We start from the raw sequence: 17,349 nt of genomic DNA, 5'->3' as shown, positions 1-17,349 counted from the left end.
AGACGGCGAGATCCGCGCGCGCGAGAAGCCGCGCGTAGGAGGACCGGGTCCTCGCGAAGCCGACGTGAGCGAGAGAACTTCCCGCCGCCCGCGGGAGCTCCTCGAAGAGATCGGATCGCGCGCCGCGCGGGGCTCCGGTCACGACAAGCCGGAACGACACCCGCCTTCTCCGAAGGCCGCGGAGAAGATCGAGAAGGAGGTCCTTCCCCTTGTCGTGCTCCCACCGATGATTCCAGAGGAGAACCGGGGGCTTCCCCTCTGGCCGCGTTCGCTCGCGGAACGTCCCAAGCGACGCGAAGTCGACCCCCGGCGACAGCACCGAGGAAAGCGCCCGGAACCGCTCCGCGACGCCAGCCGGCTTTCGATCCGGGAGCCCGCGGAGAAAACCGGGGAGCGCGGCGAGAAGCTCGCGGCGATGGTGTTCGGAGTTGAAGAGAATCCGGTCCGCGGCGAGCGCCGAGGCGATCTCGGTCATCACGACATGCAGGTCGCGGCGTTCGTTCTCCGGAAGCGGATAGGTGAGCTGATTCTCGTGGAAGTAAAGAACGCGCGGCACGGTCCGGAAACCCTCGGGTGCGAGACCGAGGAACTCGGCGAGAGAAAGCATCGAGGAGGCGAAGAGAAGATCCGGGGGATCGATCGTGCGGGCGCGCCGGGCGAACTCGATCGCGGCCCCCCGCATGCGCCATCTCCAAAAGCGCCCTGGGGCGGTGAGGAGCTCGATCGTGTGCCGGGAGCGGCGCGCGAGGCCCTCCGCGAACGCGCGATGGGAACCGCCGAAGAAGGGCTCGAGGAGAAGGATCCTTGCCATCGTCGGAGAGGATTGTAGCGGAGTCTCGGCCGCCGCGCGTGTCTCGGACGACTTCCTAAGCTTGCGAAGGGAGAGAGAATCGCGCCGGCCGGTCGGCCGAGGCGCCTGGATACGAAACGCGCGCCGCGCAGGGGCTCCCCGTGAGGCGTCTCGGCTAGCGGGCGAGCTCCTCGGTCTCGATCGTGCGCTCCTCATGCGCTCTCTCGATCCGCTTCTCTCGCGGCGCGGGCGCGAGGTTCTCCGTCACGGCCGGCGTGTAGAGCGGCGCGGCCGGTCCCGCGAGCACCACGGTTCCGCGCGTGGAGAGCGAGAGGAAGCGGCCTACGAGGATCGCGAACGCGAAGTACGCGGCAATTCCAAGAAGAATCGTCATCTTGTCCCCACCTTGTTCGAGACTCGTCTTCTTTCCGATTATCGGCGGCTCGGGAGGGGTCTTGAGAGGAGGGGGTCCGGTCCGAAAGCGCGGAGGTTGCGCGGTCCGACGGACTCCGGCCGCAAGCGAAACCCCGCGCGTGGCGTCCGCGCGGGGTTTCTCGATCTTCGAGGACGACGTCAGGCGACCTGTCCGGCCGCCGCCGCGTCCGGAGTCGCCTCCATCTGGGCAAGGAGCTCCCGCAGTTTGCGGAGGGCGCGTCCTTCCAGCTGCCGGATCCGCTCGCGCGTGACCCCGAGCAGCTTGCCGGTCTGTTCGAGCGACCGCGGTTCGCCGGTCTCGAACCCGTAGCGGATCCGAAGGATCCGAGCTTCCCGTTCCGGAAGGGCGTCGAGCAGGCGAAGGACGAGATCTCTCTGCAATCCCTCCATCGCCTGTTCGAGCGGGCTCGCCGCCCCCCGATCCGCGAGAACATCGTGGAGCACGTGGGCGTTCACATCGACCTCGATCGGCTGGTCGAGGGAGAGGATCCCCTTCGCCAACCGCGCGATCTCAAGGAAACGCTTGCGCGGGAGGCCGACGCGCTCGCGGATCTCCTCCGCGGCCGGCGCGCGGCCCAACTCTTGAAGCAGTTCCCGTTGAGCCATCAAGTACTGCTTGATCAGCACGAGGACGTTGGCCGGAATCCGGACGGTCCGGCTCTTGTTGACGAGCGCGCGCGTGACCGCCTGGCGGATCCACTTGGACGCATACGTGCTGAAGCGGAGCCCGCGCTCCACCTCGAAGCGCTCGACCGCCTTCATGAGGCCGATGTTCCCCTCCTCGATCAGGTCCTCGAGGGAGAGTCCCATTCCCTGATAGCGCTTGGCGATGCTGATCACGAGGCGCAAGTTCTTGGCGATGAGCTCGGCGCGCGCCTCCTCGTCCCCGCTCCGGACGCGCCAGGCGACGCGGGTCTCGTCGTCCTTCTTGAGCAGGGGGAAGCGGCGGATGTCGCGCAGATAGATGCCGACCGAGTCACGGGATGCGGCCCGCTCCCTTGCTTCTGCCTCGTCCTCGAGCGTCTGTTCGAACATGTTGTCCCCCTCGTCTTCGTCGACCCTCGGGTCGGACCCGTGGTCGCGCGCGACCCCGATCATCCAGCCACACTCCTCGGTTCCGAGACCGAGAACGAGCTCCCAAGGGACGCTCTCGTCTCGGATCCCGATCCGCCGGGTGACCGCCGCTGCTCCTGGCATAGGGGACTCCAGGTTCAGGCCCAAGTGCGGAAGCCCACGCAAAAGGTGTCGATTCCTGAACGGACCGCTCCGCACGTTCCATGCCATATGTGAGAACTTCGGTGACGATTGGACGGAACCTACGTCTTCTGAATCATTTCAAACGACCGAATGAAGTGGTTTGTTGGGGCTCTGCGACCGGGCACGAGGGGGCCCTCTGTATACCCGATTCACACCCCGCGGAATGGTTGCGCTAATTGTCTCCGCCGCAAGAGGTTGTCTGTGAACGCTGTGCACAGCGTCCGTGCGTACCGAGGTGCCAGATCCAAGCGGTCTAGATCTTCTCGAGGGCATCCGAGGGGAGCCAGCCCTTGAGATCGGGGGTGATCGAGACGAAAGCCCAGCCCTCCGCTTCCCTCTCCAAGCGGAGCACGGTTCCCTGGTGCAGGGAGAACTCCTCCGTGAAGCTCGTTCCCGGGCCGCTCCGCACCGCGATCTCGCCGGGGAGCACGCAGGCTCGTCTCGTGTGCACCTGGTCCTGGAGCGCGCGCCCGAGAAGAAGGAGGAGGAGGACGAGAAGAACCGCCCCAGCCTGGAGCGGCCCGCGTGTTCTCGCGCGAAGGGACGGCCGGAGAAGGTGCGCTCCCACGGCGAGAAGAAAGAGGGCGTAGCCGATCTCCGCGAGGAAGAGCCACTCCCGCCAGGTCAAGAACGCGGCGAGCCCGCCGAGGAGCTGGAGGAGCGGGAACTCGGCCGGCACCATCGCCCGGTCGAGCATGCGCCCCCTCAGGAAGTCCAGGTTGGCGCGGAGGTCGGCGTCGCGCGGGATGAAGCGCCGGGCTCTCTCGTAGTTCGCCCTCGCGCGCCCGATGTCCCCGGTCCGGAAGTGCGCGTTGCCGAGGTTGTAATAGAGCGCTCCTCCCGCGACGCCTTGCGCGCGCGCTCGCTCGTAGAGGGCGACCGCTTCGGCGAAACGCTCCTCGCGGTAGGCCTTGTTCCCATCGACGAAGAGCGCGTCCGCGTTTTCGCTCGCCAGCGCCATGCTCGCAAGCAGGAGAAGCGCCGCGGCTGAGACGGTCCCCCTCATCGACCTCCCTCCGACATCCTCCGCCCGAGCAATCGCAGAAGGTCTTCGGCTTCCTGGACGAGCCTCGCGCGCTCCTCTCCGGAGAGCGGGGTTTCCGAGAAGCGGGCGCGGTCGCACGCTTCGAGAAATCGGGAGAGCCGCTCGCGCGTTTCCGCGGGGACCGCTCGGCCGGCCAGCTCTCGGTCCAGCTCTCTCCGCGTCATGCCGGTTGCGGGAATGTTCCCCTTGTCCGAGAGAAACCCGATGAGCCCGCGCGAGAGCGAGGCGGCGAGCTCGCGCGGGTCGCCCCCCGGGAGTTTTCGACGAGCGTCCGTCAAGAACTCGCGCGCCGCCCGATCCGCCCGGCGCGCGCGCGCCCACGCCGGATCGCGCGCGTACTTCTCCCTTCTCTTCCGCGCCGCGTACAGGGCGCCGAGGAGAAGGAGCGGGAGCAGATTCCCTGCGGCGAGCGCGCGGAGGGGAGGCGCCTCATCGGAGCTTCTCCACCGGAGATCGCCCGGCTCCTTGAGATAGCGGATGTCCTCTTCCCGCCTCGCGATCTCCCTCTGCTCCCTCTTCTCTTCGGGGAGGGGGCCCTCCACCCGGATCGGGAAGGGCCCCGCGGTGCGGGTGACGTACGTGCCCCGCTCCGGATCGAAGAACGAGAAGAAGACCGGCGGCAGTTCGTAGTCGCCTCCGTACCGCGGCACGAGAACGCGGGTGTAGGTCTTCCGGCCGCGCACCCGATAACCCTCTTTCGAGACATCCGTCGAGCTCCCCGAGTCGTACACCTTGAAGCTGTCGGGGACGCGCGTTTCGGGAAGCGTGGCCGCCTGGATGTTCCCTTCCCCCTCCACCGTCAAGCTCAGCGTCACCGGCTCGTTCGCCCGAACCTCGTTCTTGTCGAGAGATGCTTGAAACACGAAGGAACCGACCGCGCCCCCGAAGCCGGGCGGCCGTCCGTTCTCCGGAAGCGGCTTCACCTGGACCGCGAGCGAATCGGTGCGGAGGGTCTCGCGCACCGGGCGCCTCCTCCCGAGGCCCCCCCGCAGAAGCTCGAAGGGATCGCTGGAGAAGAACGCGTCTTCCTCGTAGGTAAGTCCCGCCGGGCCGACCGCGAGCCGCCCCGCACGGGTCGGGAAGAGCGCGGTCTTCACCTCCGTGACGAGATACCGCCGCCCGTCGATCTCGGTGTAGGAGCGCTGCTGCGGCGGAAGGTCCTCCTTCCAAAAACCCTCGGTGGACGGCGGCTCGTACTGCGGGTCCCCCGCGAAGCGGATGCGCGTGTAAAGGCGGAACGTGAGCGTGATCGCCTCGCCTATGTAGGCTTCCTTCTTATCGAGGAAGGTTCGGATGAACACGTCCCGCTGCTCGCCGCGCTTCCGCTCGGCGGGCGGCTCCGGGCGCGGCGACGGAGCGGGACCGGCGGCTTCCGTGACCCGGACGCGGATCGCCGGCGCGGTCGCCTCTTCTCGGCCGTGCATCGCCCGGAACGGCCCGATCGTGAACTCTCCCTTTTCGCTCGGGAAGAGGAGATAGGTATGCGTCAGCGATGCGTCCATGCGCCCGTTGACGATCGAGATGTTCTGCGAGGTTCCCGATGAGTAGGGGCGGAAGCCGTCCGTAGACCCGAGGTCGATCTCCACATCCCCCTGCGCGCCCCGGATCGTGAGCGTGAGCGTGATCCGGCCTTCGAGATCGATCTCCGTCCGGTCCGCGCGAACGTCGAGCTCGATCGCGCCCGCCTCCGCACGGAAGAGAAGAAGCGCCGCAAGCGAAATCCAAACCGAAGCCCCGATCGCGCGCATCGCTCCTACCAATCCTTCGCGGTCGCCTTGCGTTTCGCGCGCCGCTCTTCCATGCTCTCGCGCCGGAGGTTCTCCTCCTCCTCGGCGAGCGCGGCGAGGATTCTCTCCGCCTCCGCCCGCGACATCTCGTCCGGGGAGGGAGGCTCCTCTCCCGTCTCGGCTTCTTCCGGCGCGGGGGTTTCGTTTTCGTTCGCCGGTGAAGGATTCCTCTCTTCACCTTCTTCCTCGCGTTGCTCTTGCGCCCCCTCCGGTTTCTCCTGCTCCCTCGCTTTCTCCGATTCGCCTTCGCTCGACTGCGATTCCTGCCGTTGATCCTCTTGATTCTCCATCTCGTCGAGCAGGCGTTGGACGAGCTCGAGGTTGTGCTTCGCGTCGGGATCGTTCGGGTCCCGGCGGAGAGCCTGTTTGTAGAGCTCCGCCGCCTCCGCGGGCTTTCCCGCTCGGAAGAGGGTGTTCCCGGCGCCGTAGAGGGCGGCCGCCTCAGTCTCTTCGCCCCGTCTTGCGGCGTGGAACGCGGCGAGCGCGTCCTCGAAACGCTCGTTCTGATAGAGCGCGGCGCCGAGGTTGAACGAGAGGACCGGGCGGTCGGGCGCTTCGCGCGCCGCTTGGAAGAACGAGGCGAGCGCCTCTTCGTACCTCTTCTCGCGGTACGCCTTCACGCCCCGCGCGGTCTCCTCGCGGACCGGGTCTCCCCAGCCGACCAGGAAGCACGCGGCGAGAAGAACGGCTCCCTCGACCTTCCATCGGAACACGTTACGCCTCCTTCCTGGCGGCGCCGGCGGTGCCGAGAAGGAACTCGATCGCGAGGAGCAGTGTAGCAGGGAGAAGGAACCAGACGTAGCGCTCCTCGCGGACCACGAGAACCCTCGACTCGAACTCGGTCTTGTCCATTCCCGAGAGCGCGTCGAGGATCCGGTCGAGCGCGTTCGGTTCCTCCGCGAGGACGTAGAAACGCCCTCCGGTCTTCTCCGCGATCTCGCGGAGCACGGCATCGTTCCGGCGGGTCACGACGAACTCTCCCACGCGGTTCCGCTTGAAACCGCTCCCCTCCGTCTGCGGGAGCGGGATCAGCTCTCCTTCGCCGAGCCCGAGCCCGACGGGGAAGATGCGCACCCCGGCATCCGCCGCCTCGCCGGCGGCCGCGAGCACGTCCCCCTCGTGATCCTCGCCGTCGGTGAGAAGGATCACGGCCTTCGAACCGGCGTCGCTCGTCTTCAGCATGTGGACCGAGCGGCGGATGGCCTTCGCGACCGCCGTGCCCCCCGTCGTGACGGTCCACGCGTCGATCCCGCCGAGGAAGATGCGGACCGCGCCGTAGTCGGTGGTCGGCGGACACGTCGGCACCGACGTGCCGGCGAAGGTCACGATCCCCACGCGATCTCCGCGAAGCCGATCGAGCGTTCCCGCCATCTCGCCCTTCGCGCGCTCCAACCGGTTCGGCGGCTGATCCTCCGCGAGCATGCTGAGGGATGTGTCGAGCGCGAAGAGGATGTCGATCCCCTCGCGCTTCACCGGAAGTTGTCTCTCCCCGTACTGCGGATGCGAGAGAGCGAAGAGAACCCCGGCGAGCCCGAGAAGAAACAGCCTCTCCTTGCGCCTCCGCTTCCCCGGGTCCGCATCGAGAGAGAGGGTTTGAAGGAGACCGAGGTCGCCGAAGCGGCGCATCGCCTCCTCCCTCTTTCTCCGGCCTCGGCGGACGAGAAGCCAGACGAGCGGAAGGAGAGCGAGCGCGTAGAGAAGATCGGGCGCTCCGAAACGCATCACGGAAACCTCCGGAGGAGCGTCGCGGAGAGAATCCCCTCGGCGAGCAAGAGGACGGCGCCGGGGAGAAGGAACCAGCCGAAGAGGTCCGTGTAGTCCACGTAGGTATCGCTCGTGATCACGGTCTTCTCCATCTCCCCGATCTCCGCGAAGATTCGGCGGAGCGCCTCCGTGTCGGTCGCGCGGAAGTAGCGCCCGCCTGTGCTCGCGGCGATCTTCCGGAGGATCTCCTCGTCGATCTCGGTCTTCTGCCGGACGAGCCTCCTCCCGAAGATCGGGTCGTCGATCGGGAAGAGCGCTTCCCCTTCCTTTCCGACACCGATCGTGTAGAAACGGATTCCCATCGTTCGCGCGATCTCCGCGGCGGTCGCCGGATCGATCCTTCCCGTGTTGTTCACCTCGTCGGTGAGAAGGATCGCGACCTTCGACTTCGCCTCGCTTTCCTTCAGGCGGTTCACGCAGTTCACGATCGCCATCCCGATCGCCGTGCCGTCCTCCACGATCCCGGTGCGGATCTCCTCGAGAAGCCCGAGAAGAATCTCGCGGTCGAGCGTGAGCGGGCACTGCACGAAGCTGATCGCCGCGAAGGCGACAAGCCCCATCCGGTCGTGCTCTCTTCCGCGGATGAACTCCGCGGCCACCGTCTTGGCGGCGTCGAGGCGGTTGTTCGGCTCGAAGTCGATCGCGAGCATGCTCGTGGAGACGTCGATCGCGAGGAGGATATCGACTCCCTCCGTGCTCACGCGCATCGCGCGCGCTCCGGACTGCGGCCGCGCGAGTGCGGCGAGAAGAAGCGCGAGCGCGACCATTCGAAGAAGCGCGGGAAAGTGCCGCCGCGCGGGGTTCTCGGGCGGGCGCGCTTCGCGAAGAAGCCGGGCGGACGAGAAGAGGAGCCGCGGGCGTCTCCGGCGCCGCCGCACGTAGGCGGCCGCGAGGAGCGCGAGGAGAAGAGGCGCGGCGGCGAGCACCCACGGATGCGCGAAGCGGAGGATCACGCGGCTCCCTCCTCCCTCTCGGCTCCCCGCTCGCGCGTCTTCTCCACGAACGTCCTCGCCTCGCGAAGAGCGTTCTCCGCCTCCGCGCGCGGCGGTTCGTTCCCCCGAAACTTCACGAGGTCGCACCGGAGGAACAGGGCGCGCAAAAGGCCGGTCGTCTCGGGCTCGATGCTTTCCTTCCGAATCTCTCGAAGGATCTCGCGCGTGGTCCGCTCCGGCGCGGGGAGAGCGAAGCGCCGATCGAGGTACTCGCGCACGATCGAGGAAAGCTTGAAATAGAAAGCGCGCGGAACGCCGGCCGAGGCGGCGTGCTCGCTCTCCAATCGGCCGATCCTCTCCGCCGCGATCACGTGCGCGGGCCGTAGGTCGACCGGCCCAAGGACGGGAGCTGGGATCTTCTTTCTCTTGCGCAGTCGAAGAACGAAGAGGGCCGCCGCCGCGGCGAGAAGGAGAAGGAGCGCGGGAAGAACGTAGACGAGCGGGCCCCGGCCGAACGCGATGGGCGGCTTCACATCGCGGATCTCGCCGGACGGATCGATGCCGATCGAGAGAACGGCGACCGGGATCGGAGCGCTCGCCTCCCCTCCCGCGTCCGATCGGAACGAGGGGATCTCGTGCGCGCCGGTGCGGAAGGCGGTGATCCGATAGGCGCGCGACACCCGGCGCACGCCGCCCGCGGTTTCCTCTTGAATCGGAGAAACCTCAAGGATCTCGAACGGCGCGATCCTCTCATCATCGATCACCGGGAGAGCCGCGTTCTCTCCAGCCTGCGCCTCGAGCCGGACGGTGAGCCGGATCGGATCTCCCACGGTGATCGTGTCCCGGTCGATCGACGCGGTCACGATCGTTTCCGCCTCCGCGCGCGCGGAGAGGAGAATGAGGAGAAGAAAGAGACGGCGCGCGATCCTCACCGCAAGAGCCTCCTCTCCCTCGCTCGGAAGAAGCGGACAAGCGGCTCGACGTAGTCTCCTTGGGTCTCTACCGAGACGAAGTCGACGCCGTTCGCTCGGAAGAACTCCTCTAGTTCATCATCGCTTCGTCTTCGGCGCGCGTTGTATGCCTCGACGAAGGCTCGGTCGGCGCGGAAGTGGGCGATCTCCCCGGTCTCCAAGTCCTCGACATCCGCGCTCCCGAGGATCGTGAACCCTTTTCGCTCGCCGTCCGGTCCCGTCCCGGTCGGCTCGATCGGTTCTTCCGCCGGTCGAGCGAGCCGAGGAAGACCCCTCTTCTCCTTCTCCCGCCTCCCCGGTCCGATCTCCCGCGGGTCCGCGACCCGGACCGCGATCACGTCGTGCCTCCGGTTCGTCACGCGGAGAAGCTCCTCCGGCGGACGCTCGAGGAAGTCGGAGACGAGAAAGACGACCGACCGGCGCTTCTGCACGCGGTTCAGGCGTTCGAGCGGCGCGGCAAGGCTCGTCTTCTTCTTCTCCGGCTGCCCGTAGAGGAGCTCGAGGATCACTCGCAGAACGTGCCGTCTCCCCTTGCGCGGGGCGATGAACTTCTCCACGACGTCGGAGAAGAGAATGAGCCCGACCTTGTCGTGGTTCTGAATCGCGGAGAACGCGAGAAGAGCAGAGATCCGCGCGGCGATGTTTGCCTTGGAACGGGGCGCGGTGCCGAAGTCGGTCGAGGCGCTCCGGTCGACGAGGAGCATCACGACGAGCTCCCGCTCCTCGACGAACTCCTTCACGAACGGGCGGTTCATGCGCGCGGTGACGTTCCAATCGATCGCGCGGACGTCGTCCCCGTCCTGGTACTCGCGTACCTGGTCGAACTCCATCCCGCGCCCCTTGAAGACAGAGTGATACTCGCCGGAGAAGAGGCTCTCCACGAGGGAGCGGGTGGTGATCTCGATCCTGCGGATCTCGCCGATCAGTTCCTTCGGCAGCATGTCTCGTGGCGGCTCCGTCTACGGAACTTCGAGGCGATCGAGGACTTTTCGGAGGATCTCCTCGCTCGTGACTTCTTTCGCCTCGGCCTCGTAGGTGACGATGATCCGATGCCGGAGAACGTCCGGGCAGATCTCCTTCACATCGTCGGCGGTGACGTAGTCGCGCCCATCGAGGAACGCGAGGGCGCGGGAGCCGGTGTTCAGGTAGAGCGTCGCGCGCGGAGACGCTCCGTACGCGATGAAATCCTTGAGGTCGAGCCCATATGCCTCCGGATCGCGGGTCGCGTGGACGATGTCGACCATGTATTCCTTGAGGTTCTCGTCGATTCGGATCGACCGAATCGTCTCCCGCGCCCTCCGGATCGCATCGAGTTCGGCGACCGGGCGGATCTCGATCGCGTCGACCCCCGCCCAGCGGTCCATGATCCGCCGCTCCTCCTCGCGGGTCGGATAGGTGATGCGAAGCTTCAGCATGAAGCGGTCGACCTGCGCCTCGGGGAGCGCGTACGTCCCCTCCTGCTCGATCGGGTTCTGCGTGGCGAGGACGAGGAAGGGATCCTCGAGCCGATGCGTTCCGGTTCCGATCGTGACCTGCTTCTCCTGCATCGCTTCGAGGAGAGCGCTTTGCACCTTCGCGGGGGCGCGGTTGATCTCGTCGGCGAGAAGGAGGTGGGTGAAGATCGGCCCTTTACGCGTGAAGAAATCGGAGGTCTTCGGATCGTAGACCATCGTTCCGACGAGGTCGGCGGGCAACAGATCCGGAGTGAACTGGATCCGCTGGAAGCGGGCGTTCACCGCGCGCGCGAGCGTGTTCGCCGCGAGCGTCTTGGCGAGCCCGGGCACCCCCTCAATGAGGACGTGTCCGCCCGTGAGAAGCCCCACGAGAAGGCGCTCCACCATGTACTCCTGGCCGACGATCGCGCGGCCGATCTCGTCCACGAGAAGTCGGAACGTCCTCCCCTCCTCGCGGATCCTCTCCATCGAGTCGTCGTGAACCATGCTCCTCTTCGTCTCCTGTGTTGGTCCGTTGGTTGCGAAGCCGCCCCCGTTCCGCGCCGCCCCCCGAGGGTTTCCTACCCCGGGGGTCGCGGACGGGTTCCCGTCCCCGGGCGGGTCTTTGTCCTGTCTTCTACCTCATCACGACGATCTTGCGGGTCGCGGTGAACGGGCCCGCCTCGAAGCGGAGGAAGAAGACGCCCGATCGGACCCTGTTCCCGCCCCCGTCCTTTCCGTCCCAATCGACCGAGAGGCGCGCCCCGGCGCGCATCGATCCTCTCCAGACCTCGCGGATGAGACGGCCGGCCGTGTCGTAGATTCGGATGCGGACGTCCTTCCTCTCCGGAAGGTCGAAGAAGATGCGATACGCCGCGCCCGAGCCGGCGACGAAGGGGTTCGTCGGTCCTTCCTCTTGCTCGTTGCCGTAGAGAAGCGCGTAGGCCACGGAATAGAGCGAGGTCGTGAAGAATCCCTCGGCCGGAAGGACCCGGCAGTTTCCGTTCACGTCGCAGGCGCGGATCCGATAGTCGACCGAAGCATCCGCCTCCACCGGCTCCGGGAAGAACGCGGCGAAGGTCGAGTCGTCCCTCCGCGCGAGAGGGAAGGTCGAGAGCTCGCTCCGTGTCCCCTTTCCGCCGGACGGGAGCACCCGGTACTCCACGCCGACTGAACCCTCGTCGATCGGGGCGGCGTCCGCGACGATCGCGACGACCTCGGCCGGCCACTCCTGGAACGGAAAACGCCCGATCTCGGCGTGCGCGATCCGCGGGGGCGTCGCGTCGCCGATTTCGTAATACGCTTCCGGCGCGTTTTTCGGAACCGTATAGGTCGTATCGTTTCGTGTAAAAAGGAAGTAGTAGCGCGTTGGTCGGAAGGGATAATCGGCCGGCATTCGGCAGGTGAAGTCGAAATCTCCCTCCGAGTCGAGCGCCGTCGTATCCGTGAACGCCTCTCTTCCCCCGAAGACCGCGCGCGGCGGATCGAAGCCGGGAACGAGCGAGAGTTGGAGCCGGACGTCGTGCGCGCCGGCTCCGTCCCACGAGACGTCCGCGGACGGATCGTGGCGCACGACCGGAAGAAGCGCCGCGCGATGCGCGTTCACGATCCCCCACCCGAGAAGGGTATCCGGGGTCGCGCTCCGGCTCGCGGTGCTCTTCAGCGCCTCGGCGAGAAGATCGGGCGTGAGGATCGGATGGATCTCGAGAAGAAGCGCGCACGCTCCGGCGATGAGTGGCGCCGAATAGGAGGTCCCGCTCAGGGACTCGCCGTAGCGCCTCTCCGGCGATCCCTCCCGGGGGTTCAAGAGCCCCGCGACGCGGCTCCCGAGCGCGGCGAGGTCCGGCTTGATCCGTCCGTCCGCGGCCGGCCCGACGGAGGAGAAATAGACCCGATCGCCGTTGATCGTAACCGCCGCCGCCGCGAGCACTCCGGGCGCGTCGGCGGGGGCGATGATCTTTCGCCACGCCGCTTCTCCTTCGTTCCCGGCCGAGTTCACGACGACCATGCCTCGCTCCACCGCCTCCTCCGCGGCGATCGAGATCGGCGCGGTCTTCCCGTCCATGTCCGAGGGGTCGTACCAATCGGTGTACCCGACCGAGCTGCTCGCGAGATCGACGCCGAGGCTCTCTCCCCACTCGATCGCGGCGATCCAGTGATCCTCCTCCTCGCGAACCTCGTTCCACGTGTCCTCGGTCCGGGCGAGGTAGTAGGTCGCGCGGTGCGCGGGTCCGACGATGTACCGCGGATCGTATCCTCCGATGACCGAGAGGGTTTGCGACCCGTGGTTCTCGATGAGGAGCCCCTCCACCGAATCGTCCTCGTCCACGAAGTCCCGCCTGCGCTCGATCGTCATCGTGCCGAAGCAGGGAGCTTCGGTGTAGAAGCCGGAGTCGAGCATCAGGATGTGCACTCCATCTCCCGAGTAGCCGGCATCCAAGAGAGGGACGAGACCGATCTGCGCGAGCTGGATCTCCGAAAGCCCGTAGCGAGGGCTCGGGGCGTGCGGTCTCTTCTCCGGCGTTTGGACGGTAGGGGCGGGGGGCGCGGCGAGGCACGCCACCTCGCGCACGTGTCGCACGAAGGGGAGCGCCGCGATCCGCTCGATCATCTCCCGGTCCGCGCGCACGCTCGCCGCGTTCAGCCACCGAGACAGATGCCGGATCTCCGCCCCCTCGCGGCGCAAGGCCCGCACGCGCGCCGGGTCGACCGGCGCGTCCTCTTCGCCGGAGACGTAGCCGACCTTGGCGCGTCTCTCTCGTGCGCGCGCGGTCGCATCGGACGGCGCTCGGCTCTCCTTCCGATCGAAGAAGACCCACGCGGCGACCGGTCCTTGCTCCTTCGCGATCCGCTCCGCGAGGCGCGGATGGATCTTCTCCTTCGGGGGCGCGCTCGGTTCGTCCGCGCGCGCCGCGGAACCGGCGAGAGCGAAGACGAGCGACGCGAAACCCATGATGAGAACTCTGCGAGGCCGGTGCACGCTCACTCCTCCTTCCTCGGGGATTCCATGCGATCCGAGTCTTTCTCGATCGCCGGCGGGAGGTTCTCCGTGGCGACGACGAGCCGGCTCACGCGGAGGGAGCGCGCGAGATCCATCACGAAGACAACCTTTCCGTACGGAACGCCGCGGTCCGCGCGAAGAACGAGGTCGCGCGCGGAGGCCGCGTCGAGTGCGGACGCAAGTCGCTCCGTGACCTCCCCGTCCCCGACGATCTTCCCCTCGATGCGAACCGCGCCGCCACCGTCGATTTGCACCTCCACTCCCTGCGAGCGGGTCGCCTCTCCCGTGCGCGCCTCGGGAAGGTCGAGCGGGATTCCCGGAATGTCGCGAAACGTCGAGGAGACCATGAAGAAGATGAGAAGCAGAAAGAGCGCGTCGATGAGGGAGGTGACGTTGACGAGCGGCGCGCGTTTCTTCTCCCCTCCGAAGCTGAGCCCTCTCCGGTTCATGAAAGGCGGTCTTCCTCTCCCCGCATGCGGCGGAGCTTCCGGAGAAGCGTCGATGCAAGATGCTCCATATCGGAAACGATTTCGGCGGAGCGGCTCGAGAAGAAGTGGTACGCGACGAGGGCGGGGATCGCGATCGAGAGCCCGACGGCGGTCGTGATGAGCGCCTCGGAGATCCCGCCGGAAAGCGCGTTCGCGTTCCCGACGCCGATGAGCGCGATCACGCGGAAGACGCGGATCATCCCGGTCACCGTGCCGAGTAGGCCGAGGAGCGGCGCCACGCCTGCGATCGCCTCGAGCGCCGTGATCCCCCGCTCGATCTCCTTCGCCTCGCGTCTCCCCGCGTCCTGGACGATCTCGCGCGCCTCCTCGGGAGGGAGATGTCGGCTTTCGAGCCCGGCGCGGATCACGTTCGCGAGGCTCCCCGGGTTCCGGTCGAGGATCTTGAGCGCGAGGTCGACGTCCCCCGGGCCGTCGATCGTATCGACGAGCTGCGCGACTTCGGGGAGAAGGATCTTCGAGCGTCTCAGGTTCAGGAAGCGCTCGATGATCACCGCGAGAGCGAGAATCGAGCAGATCCCGAGAGGGATCATGAGGGGCCCGCCCGCCACGAGGAACGCGAGGAAGCCCTTCATTCGTTCACCTGTAATAGAACGTGCATGTGATCACCCATCGTTTCTCCGGGAATCCCTCGGGCAGGGGCGGGAAGGGCGCCGCGTAGCGGATCGCGTTCAGAGCAGCGACGTCCAGCGAGGGATGGTCCGCGTTCTTCAGCGCCTCGAGGCCCCCGAGGGAGCCGTCCCTCTCGATGACGAAGCGCGCGACCGTGTCCCCCCCGTACGGAAGTCCTCCGCGAAACGCCACCGGAGGATACCATTTCTCCTCGATTCTCGTCTTGAGCGCGAGCAGATAGGGAGCGAACTCGAAATCGACCGTGTGGAAGGAGAGGTCGCCGGGGATCGTCGCCGCCCCTCGCTTGTTGTCGAACGTCCGGCTCTCAAGCGAACGGGCGACGTCTCGGCGGATCTCGGAGGGAGAGAGCGCGAGGGGCCTCGTTCGGAGTCCTTCGGGTTCCTCCGCGGGCTCCTCCGAAGGGAGCGCGACGGCCGGCTCCTTCGCGCGCGACGCCTCGCGAGCGCTCTCCATGAGGGGCGACATCCCCTCCGAGCGAGGCCGATCGTTCTCGGCATCCGGCGGCGCCTCGGACGGCTCCGACCGCGCGAGGCTCTTCTTCGTCGAAACGAAGCGCGTGGGAGGAACGCTCTCCGCCTCCGGCCCGGGCGTCGGCTCCACGAGCTCGAAGACGATCGGCTCGAACGCCGGAGGAGGCGGCTCGATCTCCTTCGCGCCGAGCCAATCGCGCGCCGGGTCGCATCGTCCGATCCCGATCGGCGTCAAGACGTGCACGAGAAGCGAGAGAAGGAAGGTCCTCCTCAAGCTCCAGATGCGACGGCTCCTCTTCCGAGTGGTTCCCATAGCGAGCGGGTAGAAGAGTCAGCACGCGCTCCGAGTCCTCGCGACAAGAACGCGCGCGTCATCCGGGCGAGCGACCCGCCCAGGGGAGTGTCTCGATCGTCCGACCCAGCACCCGCGTCCGGCGAGAGGGAACGCGCGGCCGCGCGACGAAACGCGCGCGCCGACCCGGCTAACGGAGCTTCTTCTTGTGGCGGTCTCTTTTCAAACGCTTCTTGCGCTTGTGAGCCGCGATCTTGGCGCGTTTCCGCTTCTTGCCGCACGGCATCGGTCGTGTTCTCCTCGATGGGCGCTCTTCGGCCCGGTCCGTTCGCGATCAGAAGGCCTCGGGGCGATCCCCCGACAGGCCGGCGGCCTCGGCCCCCTGCTCTCTTCCCGTTCTCTCCGAGGGCTCCTCGGCGCCGTCGACGAGAGCCTTCAGCTCGCGGGAGACCTTGAAGAAGGGGACGAGCTTGGGCGGGACATGAACCGTCGCGCCCGATCGAGGATTCCGCGCCACCCGGGCCTTGGCGTACTTGATCTTGAAGCTCCCGAAACCACGGATCTCGACGTGACCGTTGTTGATCAGCGTTTGGCTGATGGCCTCGAGAAAGCCGTCGACGATGAGGGCCACATCCTTTTTCGGCAGCCCCGTGGCCTGCACCACCTCGTCCACAAGATCAGCTTTTGTCATCGGAACCCTCCCGATCGATCGCCCGGGCCGACGCGGGCAGCCGCAGCCTCCCTACACTTTCCGAGGGAAAGCTATCAGGTGGGAGGAGAACGTGTCAACTCTTTTTTAATGCGTGACTTGGGGCTCCGGGACCTCCTCGGGTAAGCAGAACTCCTCCACCGCCTCTCCCGGGCGGAGAACGAGCGAACGTTCGGAAAGCACGGAGGTTGCGCTTTCCAGGCCGTCCACGCGCATCTTCTCGAACGAGCCGCGGAGGAGCCGAACCCGATAAGCGCCGGCTCGGAGGTCCGTAACTCGATACGCACCCGTCGAATCCGGCTCCACGAGGGACGGCGCCGCGGCCGTGTCGTCCTCTGCCTCCACGGCGACGACAAGCGAATCGGTCCCCTCGTCGATCGCCACCATCCCCTCGATCGATCCGGGGGTGTCGGCGCTCACGAGCCGAATCCGGAGCGAGTCGGCGGCCGGCTGCTCCGGCGTGAGCGCGAACGAAACCGAGTAGCCGTAGAGTTCTCTATCGAAATCGATCGTTCCGTCCTCGTTCTCGTCTTGGAACGCGAGCACGAGGCGCGGTCCCCCCTCCCCGAGTGGGAGAGGGCGGAGTCGGAACGCCCCTTCCCGTGAGGCCTCCCCTTCGAGGAGCACGCGCGCCGGAGCCGAATCGCTCTCCATCGGCAGGATCGCACGAACGGTCGCGGGCGGCGCTTGCGGCGACTTGGACAGCCCCTCGATCGTGCCGCTCACGCTTCCTCTCGGGAGGCTCTCGTCGGACGTGAACGTGAACGAGAACGGCTCGCGGATCTTGTTCCCCCTCCGATCCTCGGCTTGCCCGGAAACGAGAATCGTGATCGGTCCCTCCGGCGCCGCATCCGCACGCGCGAAGAAGTCGTTCTCGACGAAGAGCGTGTTTGTGTCCCATTCGGTCCGGATCCGTCCGGGGGGCGGAAAGACGCGGAGCGTCTTCTCGACGGAACGCTTGTCCATCTTCTCGCTGAACGTGATCGATGCGACGAAGGGCGGACGGACTCCGGTCGAGTCGGCCGCGGGGAACGTCGAGAGGATCGACGGCGGCGTGTCGTCGACCGGTCCCCCCGGGGGCGCGCCCATCTGCGCGCACCCGAGAAGGACGAGGGCGAGAAGCGGCGCGCCTCTTCTCACGCGAGCAGCCATTCGAGGACCGCCTTCTGCGCGTGCAGGCGGTTCTCCGCCTCGTCGAAGACGACAGAGTAAGGGCCGTCGATCACCTCGTCGGTGATCTCCTCGCCGCGGTGCGCCGGCAGGCAATGGAGAACGAGCGCGTCCTTCTTCGCGAGGCGAAGGAGCTCCTGGTTGATCTGGAACG

18 protein-coding genes are annotated in these 17,349 nt (G+C 66.9%); all 18 read right to left on the bottom strand.

Going from position 1 to position 17,349, the window contains the following annotated elements; translation table 11 throughout:
• A partial coding sequence (locus FJY73_11070) for a DUF3524 domain-containing protein (GenBank protein ID MBM3321205.1) occupies positions 1–811 on the bottom strand: 811 nt, incomplete at its 3' end.
• 154 nt (positions 812–965) lie between these two features.
• Positions 966–1,184 carry a hypothetical protein gene (locus FJY73_11065; protein MBM3321204.1) on the bottom strand — a complete coding sequence of 73 codons (219 nt, stop codon included), beginning with the start codon at positions 1,182–1,184 and terminating at the stop codon, positions 966–968.
• A gap of 179 nt (positions 1,185–1,363) precedes the next feature.
• A complete protein-coding gene (locus tag FJY73_11060; GenBank protein MBM3321203.1) occupies positions 1,364–2,422 on the bottom strand; it encodes a sigma-70 family RNA polymerase sigma factor in 1,059 nt (352 codons plus the stop codon).
• A 313-nt stretch (positions 2,423–2,735) separates the two neighbouring features.
• Positions 2,736–3,488, bottom strand: a complete 753-nt coding sequence (locus tag FJY73_11055) for a tetratricopeptide repeat protein (protein MBM3321202.1) — start codon at positions 3,486–3,488, stop codon at positions 2,736–2,738.
• Positions 3,485–5,275 (bottom strand): protein BatD, encoded by a 1,791-nt coding sequence (locus FJY73_11050; GenBank protein ID MBM3321201.1) that lies wholly within the window; start codon positions 5,273–5,275, stop codon positions 3,485–3,487. The genes FJY73_11055 and FJY73_11050 overlap by 4 nt, the downstream gene beginning before the upstream one ends.
• 5 nt (positions 5,276–5,280) lie before the next feature.
• Positions 5,281–6,027: a tetratricopeptide repeat protein gene (locus FJY73_11045; protein ID MBM3321200.1), complete on the bottom strand. Its 747-nt coding sequence runs from the start codon at positions 6,025–6,027 to the stop codon at positions 5,281–5,283.
• Position 6,028: 1 nt separating this feature from the next.
• Positions 6,029–7,036, bottom strand: coding sequence for a VWA domain-containing protein (locus FJY73_11040; protein ID MBM3321199.1), 1,008 nt, complete (start codon positions 7,034–7,036; stop codon positions 6,029–6,031).
• Positions 7,036–8,028: a VWA domain-containing protein gene (locus FJY73_11035; GenBank protein ID MBM3321198.1), complete on the bottom strand. Its 993-nt coding sequence runs from the start codon at positions 8,026–8,028 to the stop codon at positions 7,036–7,038. Before FJY73_11035 ends, FJY73_11040 begins: the two co-directional genes overlap by 1 nt.
• Positions 8,028–8,942: a hypothetical protein gene (locus FJY73_11030; protein MBM3321197.1), complete on the bottom strand. Its 915-nt coding sequence runs from the start codon at positions 8,940–8,942 to the stop codon at positions 8,028–8,030. Before FJY73_11030 ends, FJY73_11035 begins: the two co-directional genes overlap by 1 nt.
• Complete coding sequence (locus FJY73_11025; protein MBM3321196.1) at positions 8,939–9,922, bottom strand: DUF58 domain-containing protein; 984 nt, start codon at positions 9,920–9,922, stop codon at positions 8,939–8,941. Before FJY73_11025 ends, FJY73_11030 begins: the two co-directional genes overlap by 4 nt.
• Before the next feature lie 18 nt (positions 9,923–9,940).
• Positions 9,941–10,921, bottom strand: a complete 981-nt coding sequence (locus tag FJY73_11020; GenBank protein ID MBM3321195.1) for a MoxR family ATPase — start codon at positions 10,919–10,921, stop codon at positions 9,941–9,943.
• A 130-nt stretch (positions 10,922–11,051) separates the two neighbouring features.
• Positions 11,052–13,400 carry a S8 family serine peptidase gene (locus FJY73_11015; protein ID MBM3321194.1) on the bottom strand — a complete coding sequence of 783 codons (2,349 nt, stop codon included), beginning with the start codon at positions 13,398–13,400 and terminating at the stop codon, positions 11,052–11,054.
• The gene (locus tag FJY73_11010; GenBank protein ID MBM3321193.1) at positions 13,397–13,864 is read right to left on the bottom strand and encodes a biopolymer transporter ExbD; all 468 of its coding nucleotides are present in this window, start codon (positions 13,862–13,864) and stop codon (positions 13,397–13,399) included. The genes FJY73_11015 and FJY73_11010 overlap by 4 nt, the downstream gene beginning before the upstream one ends.
• Positions 13,861–14,496 (bottom strand): MotA/TolQ/ExbB proton channel family protein, encoded by a 636-nt coding sequence (locus tag FJY73_11005; protein ID MBM3321192.1) that lies wholly within the window; start codon positions 14,494–14,496, stop codon positions 13,861–13,863. The genes FJY73_11010 and FJY73_11005 overlap by 4 nt, the downstream gene beginning before the upstream one ends.
• A gap of 4 nt (positions 14,497–14,500) precedes the next feature.
• Positions 14,501–15,298, bottom strand: coding sequence for a TonB family protein (locus FJY73_11000; GenBank protein ID MBM3321191.1), 798 nt, complete (start codon positions 15,296–15,298; stop codon positions 14,501–14,503).
• Positions 15,299–15,650: 352 nt separating this feature from the next.
• Entirely contained in the window at positions 15,651–16,007 is a 357-nt protein-coding gene (locus FJY73_10995) for an integration host factor subunit beta (GenBank protein MBM3321190.1), read from the bottom strand.
• Between the two features lie 105 nt (positions 16,008–16,112).
• Positions 16,113–17,177, bottom strand: coding sequence for an Ig-like domain-containing protein (locus FJY73_10990; protein ID MBM3321189.1), 1,065 nt, complete (start codon positions 17,175–17,177; stop codon positions 16,113–16,115).
• Positions 17,162–17,349, bottom strand: a 188-nt coding sequence (locus tag FJY73_10985; GenBank protein MBM3321188.1) for an ornithine carbamoyltransferase, incomplete at its 5' end; no start/stop codon positions are given. The genes FJY73_10985 and FJY73_10990, both read right to left, overlap by 16 nt.

This window comes from Candidatus Eisenbacteria bacterium (assembly GCA_016867715.1).
Classification (GTDB): Bacteria; Orphanbacterota; Orphanbacteria; order Orphanbacterales; family Orphanbacteraceae; genus VGIW01.
The sequence above is the reverse complement of the archived record's forward strand: the minus strand, read 5'-3'. Positions and strand labels throughout refer to the sequence as shown.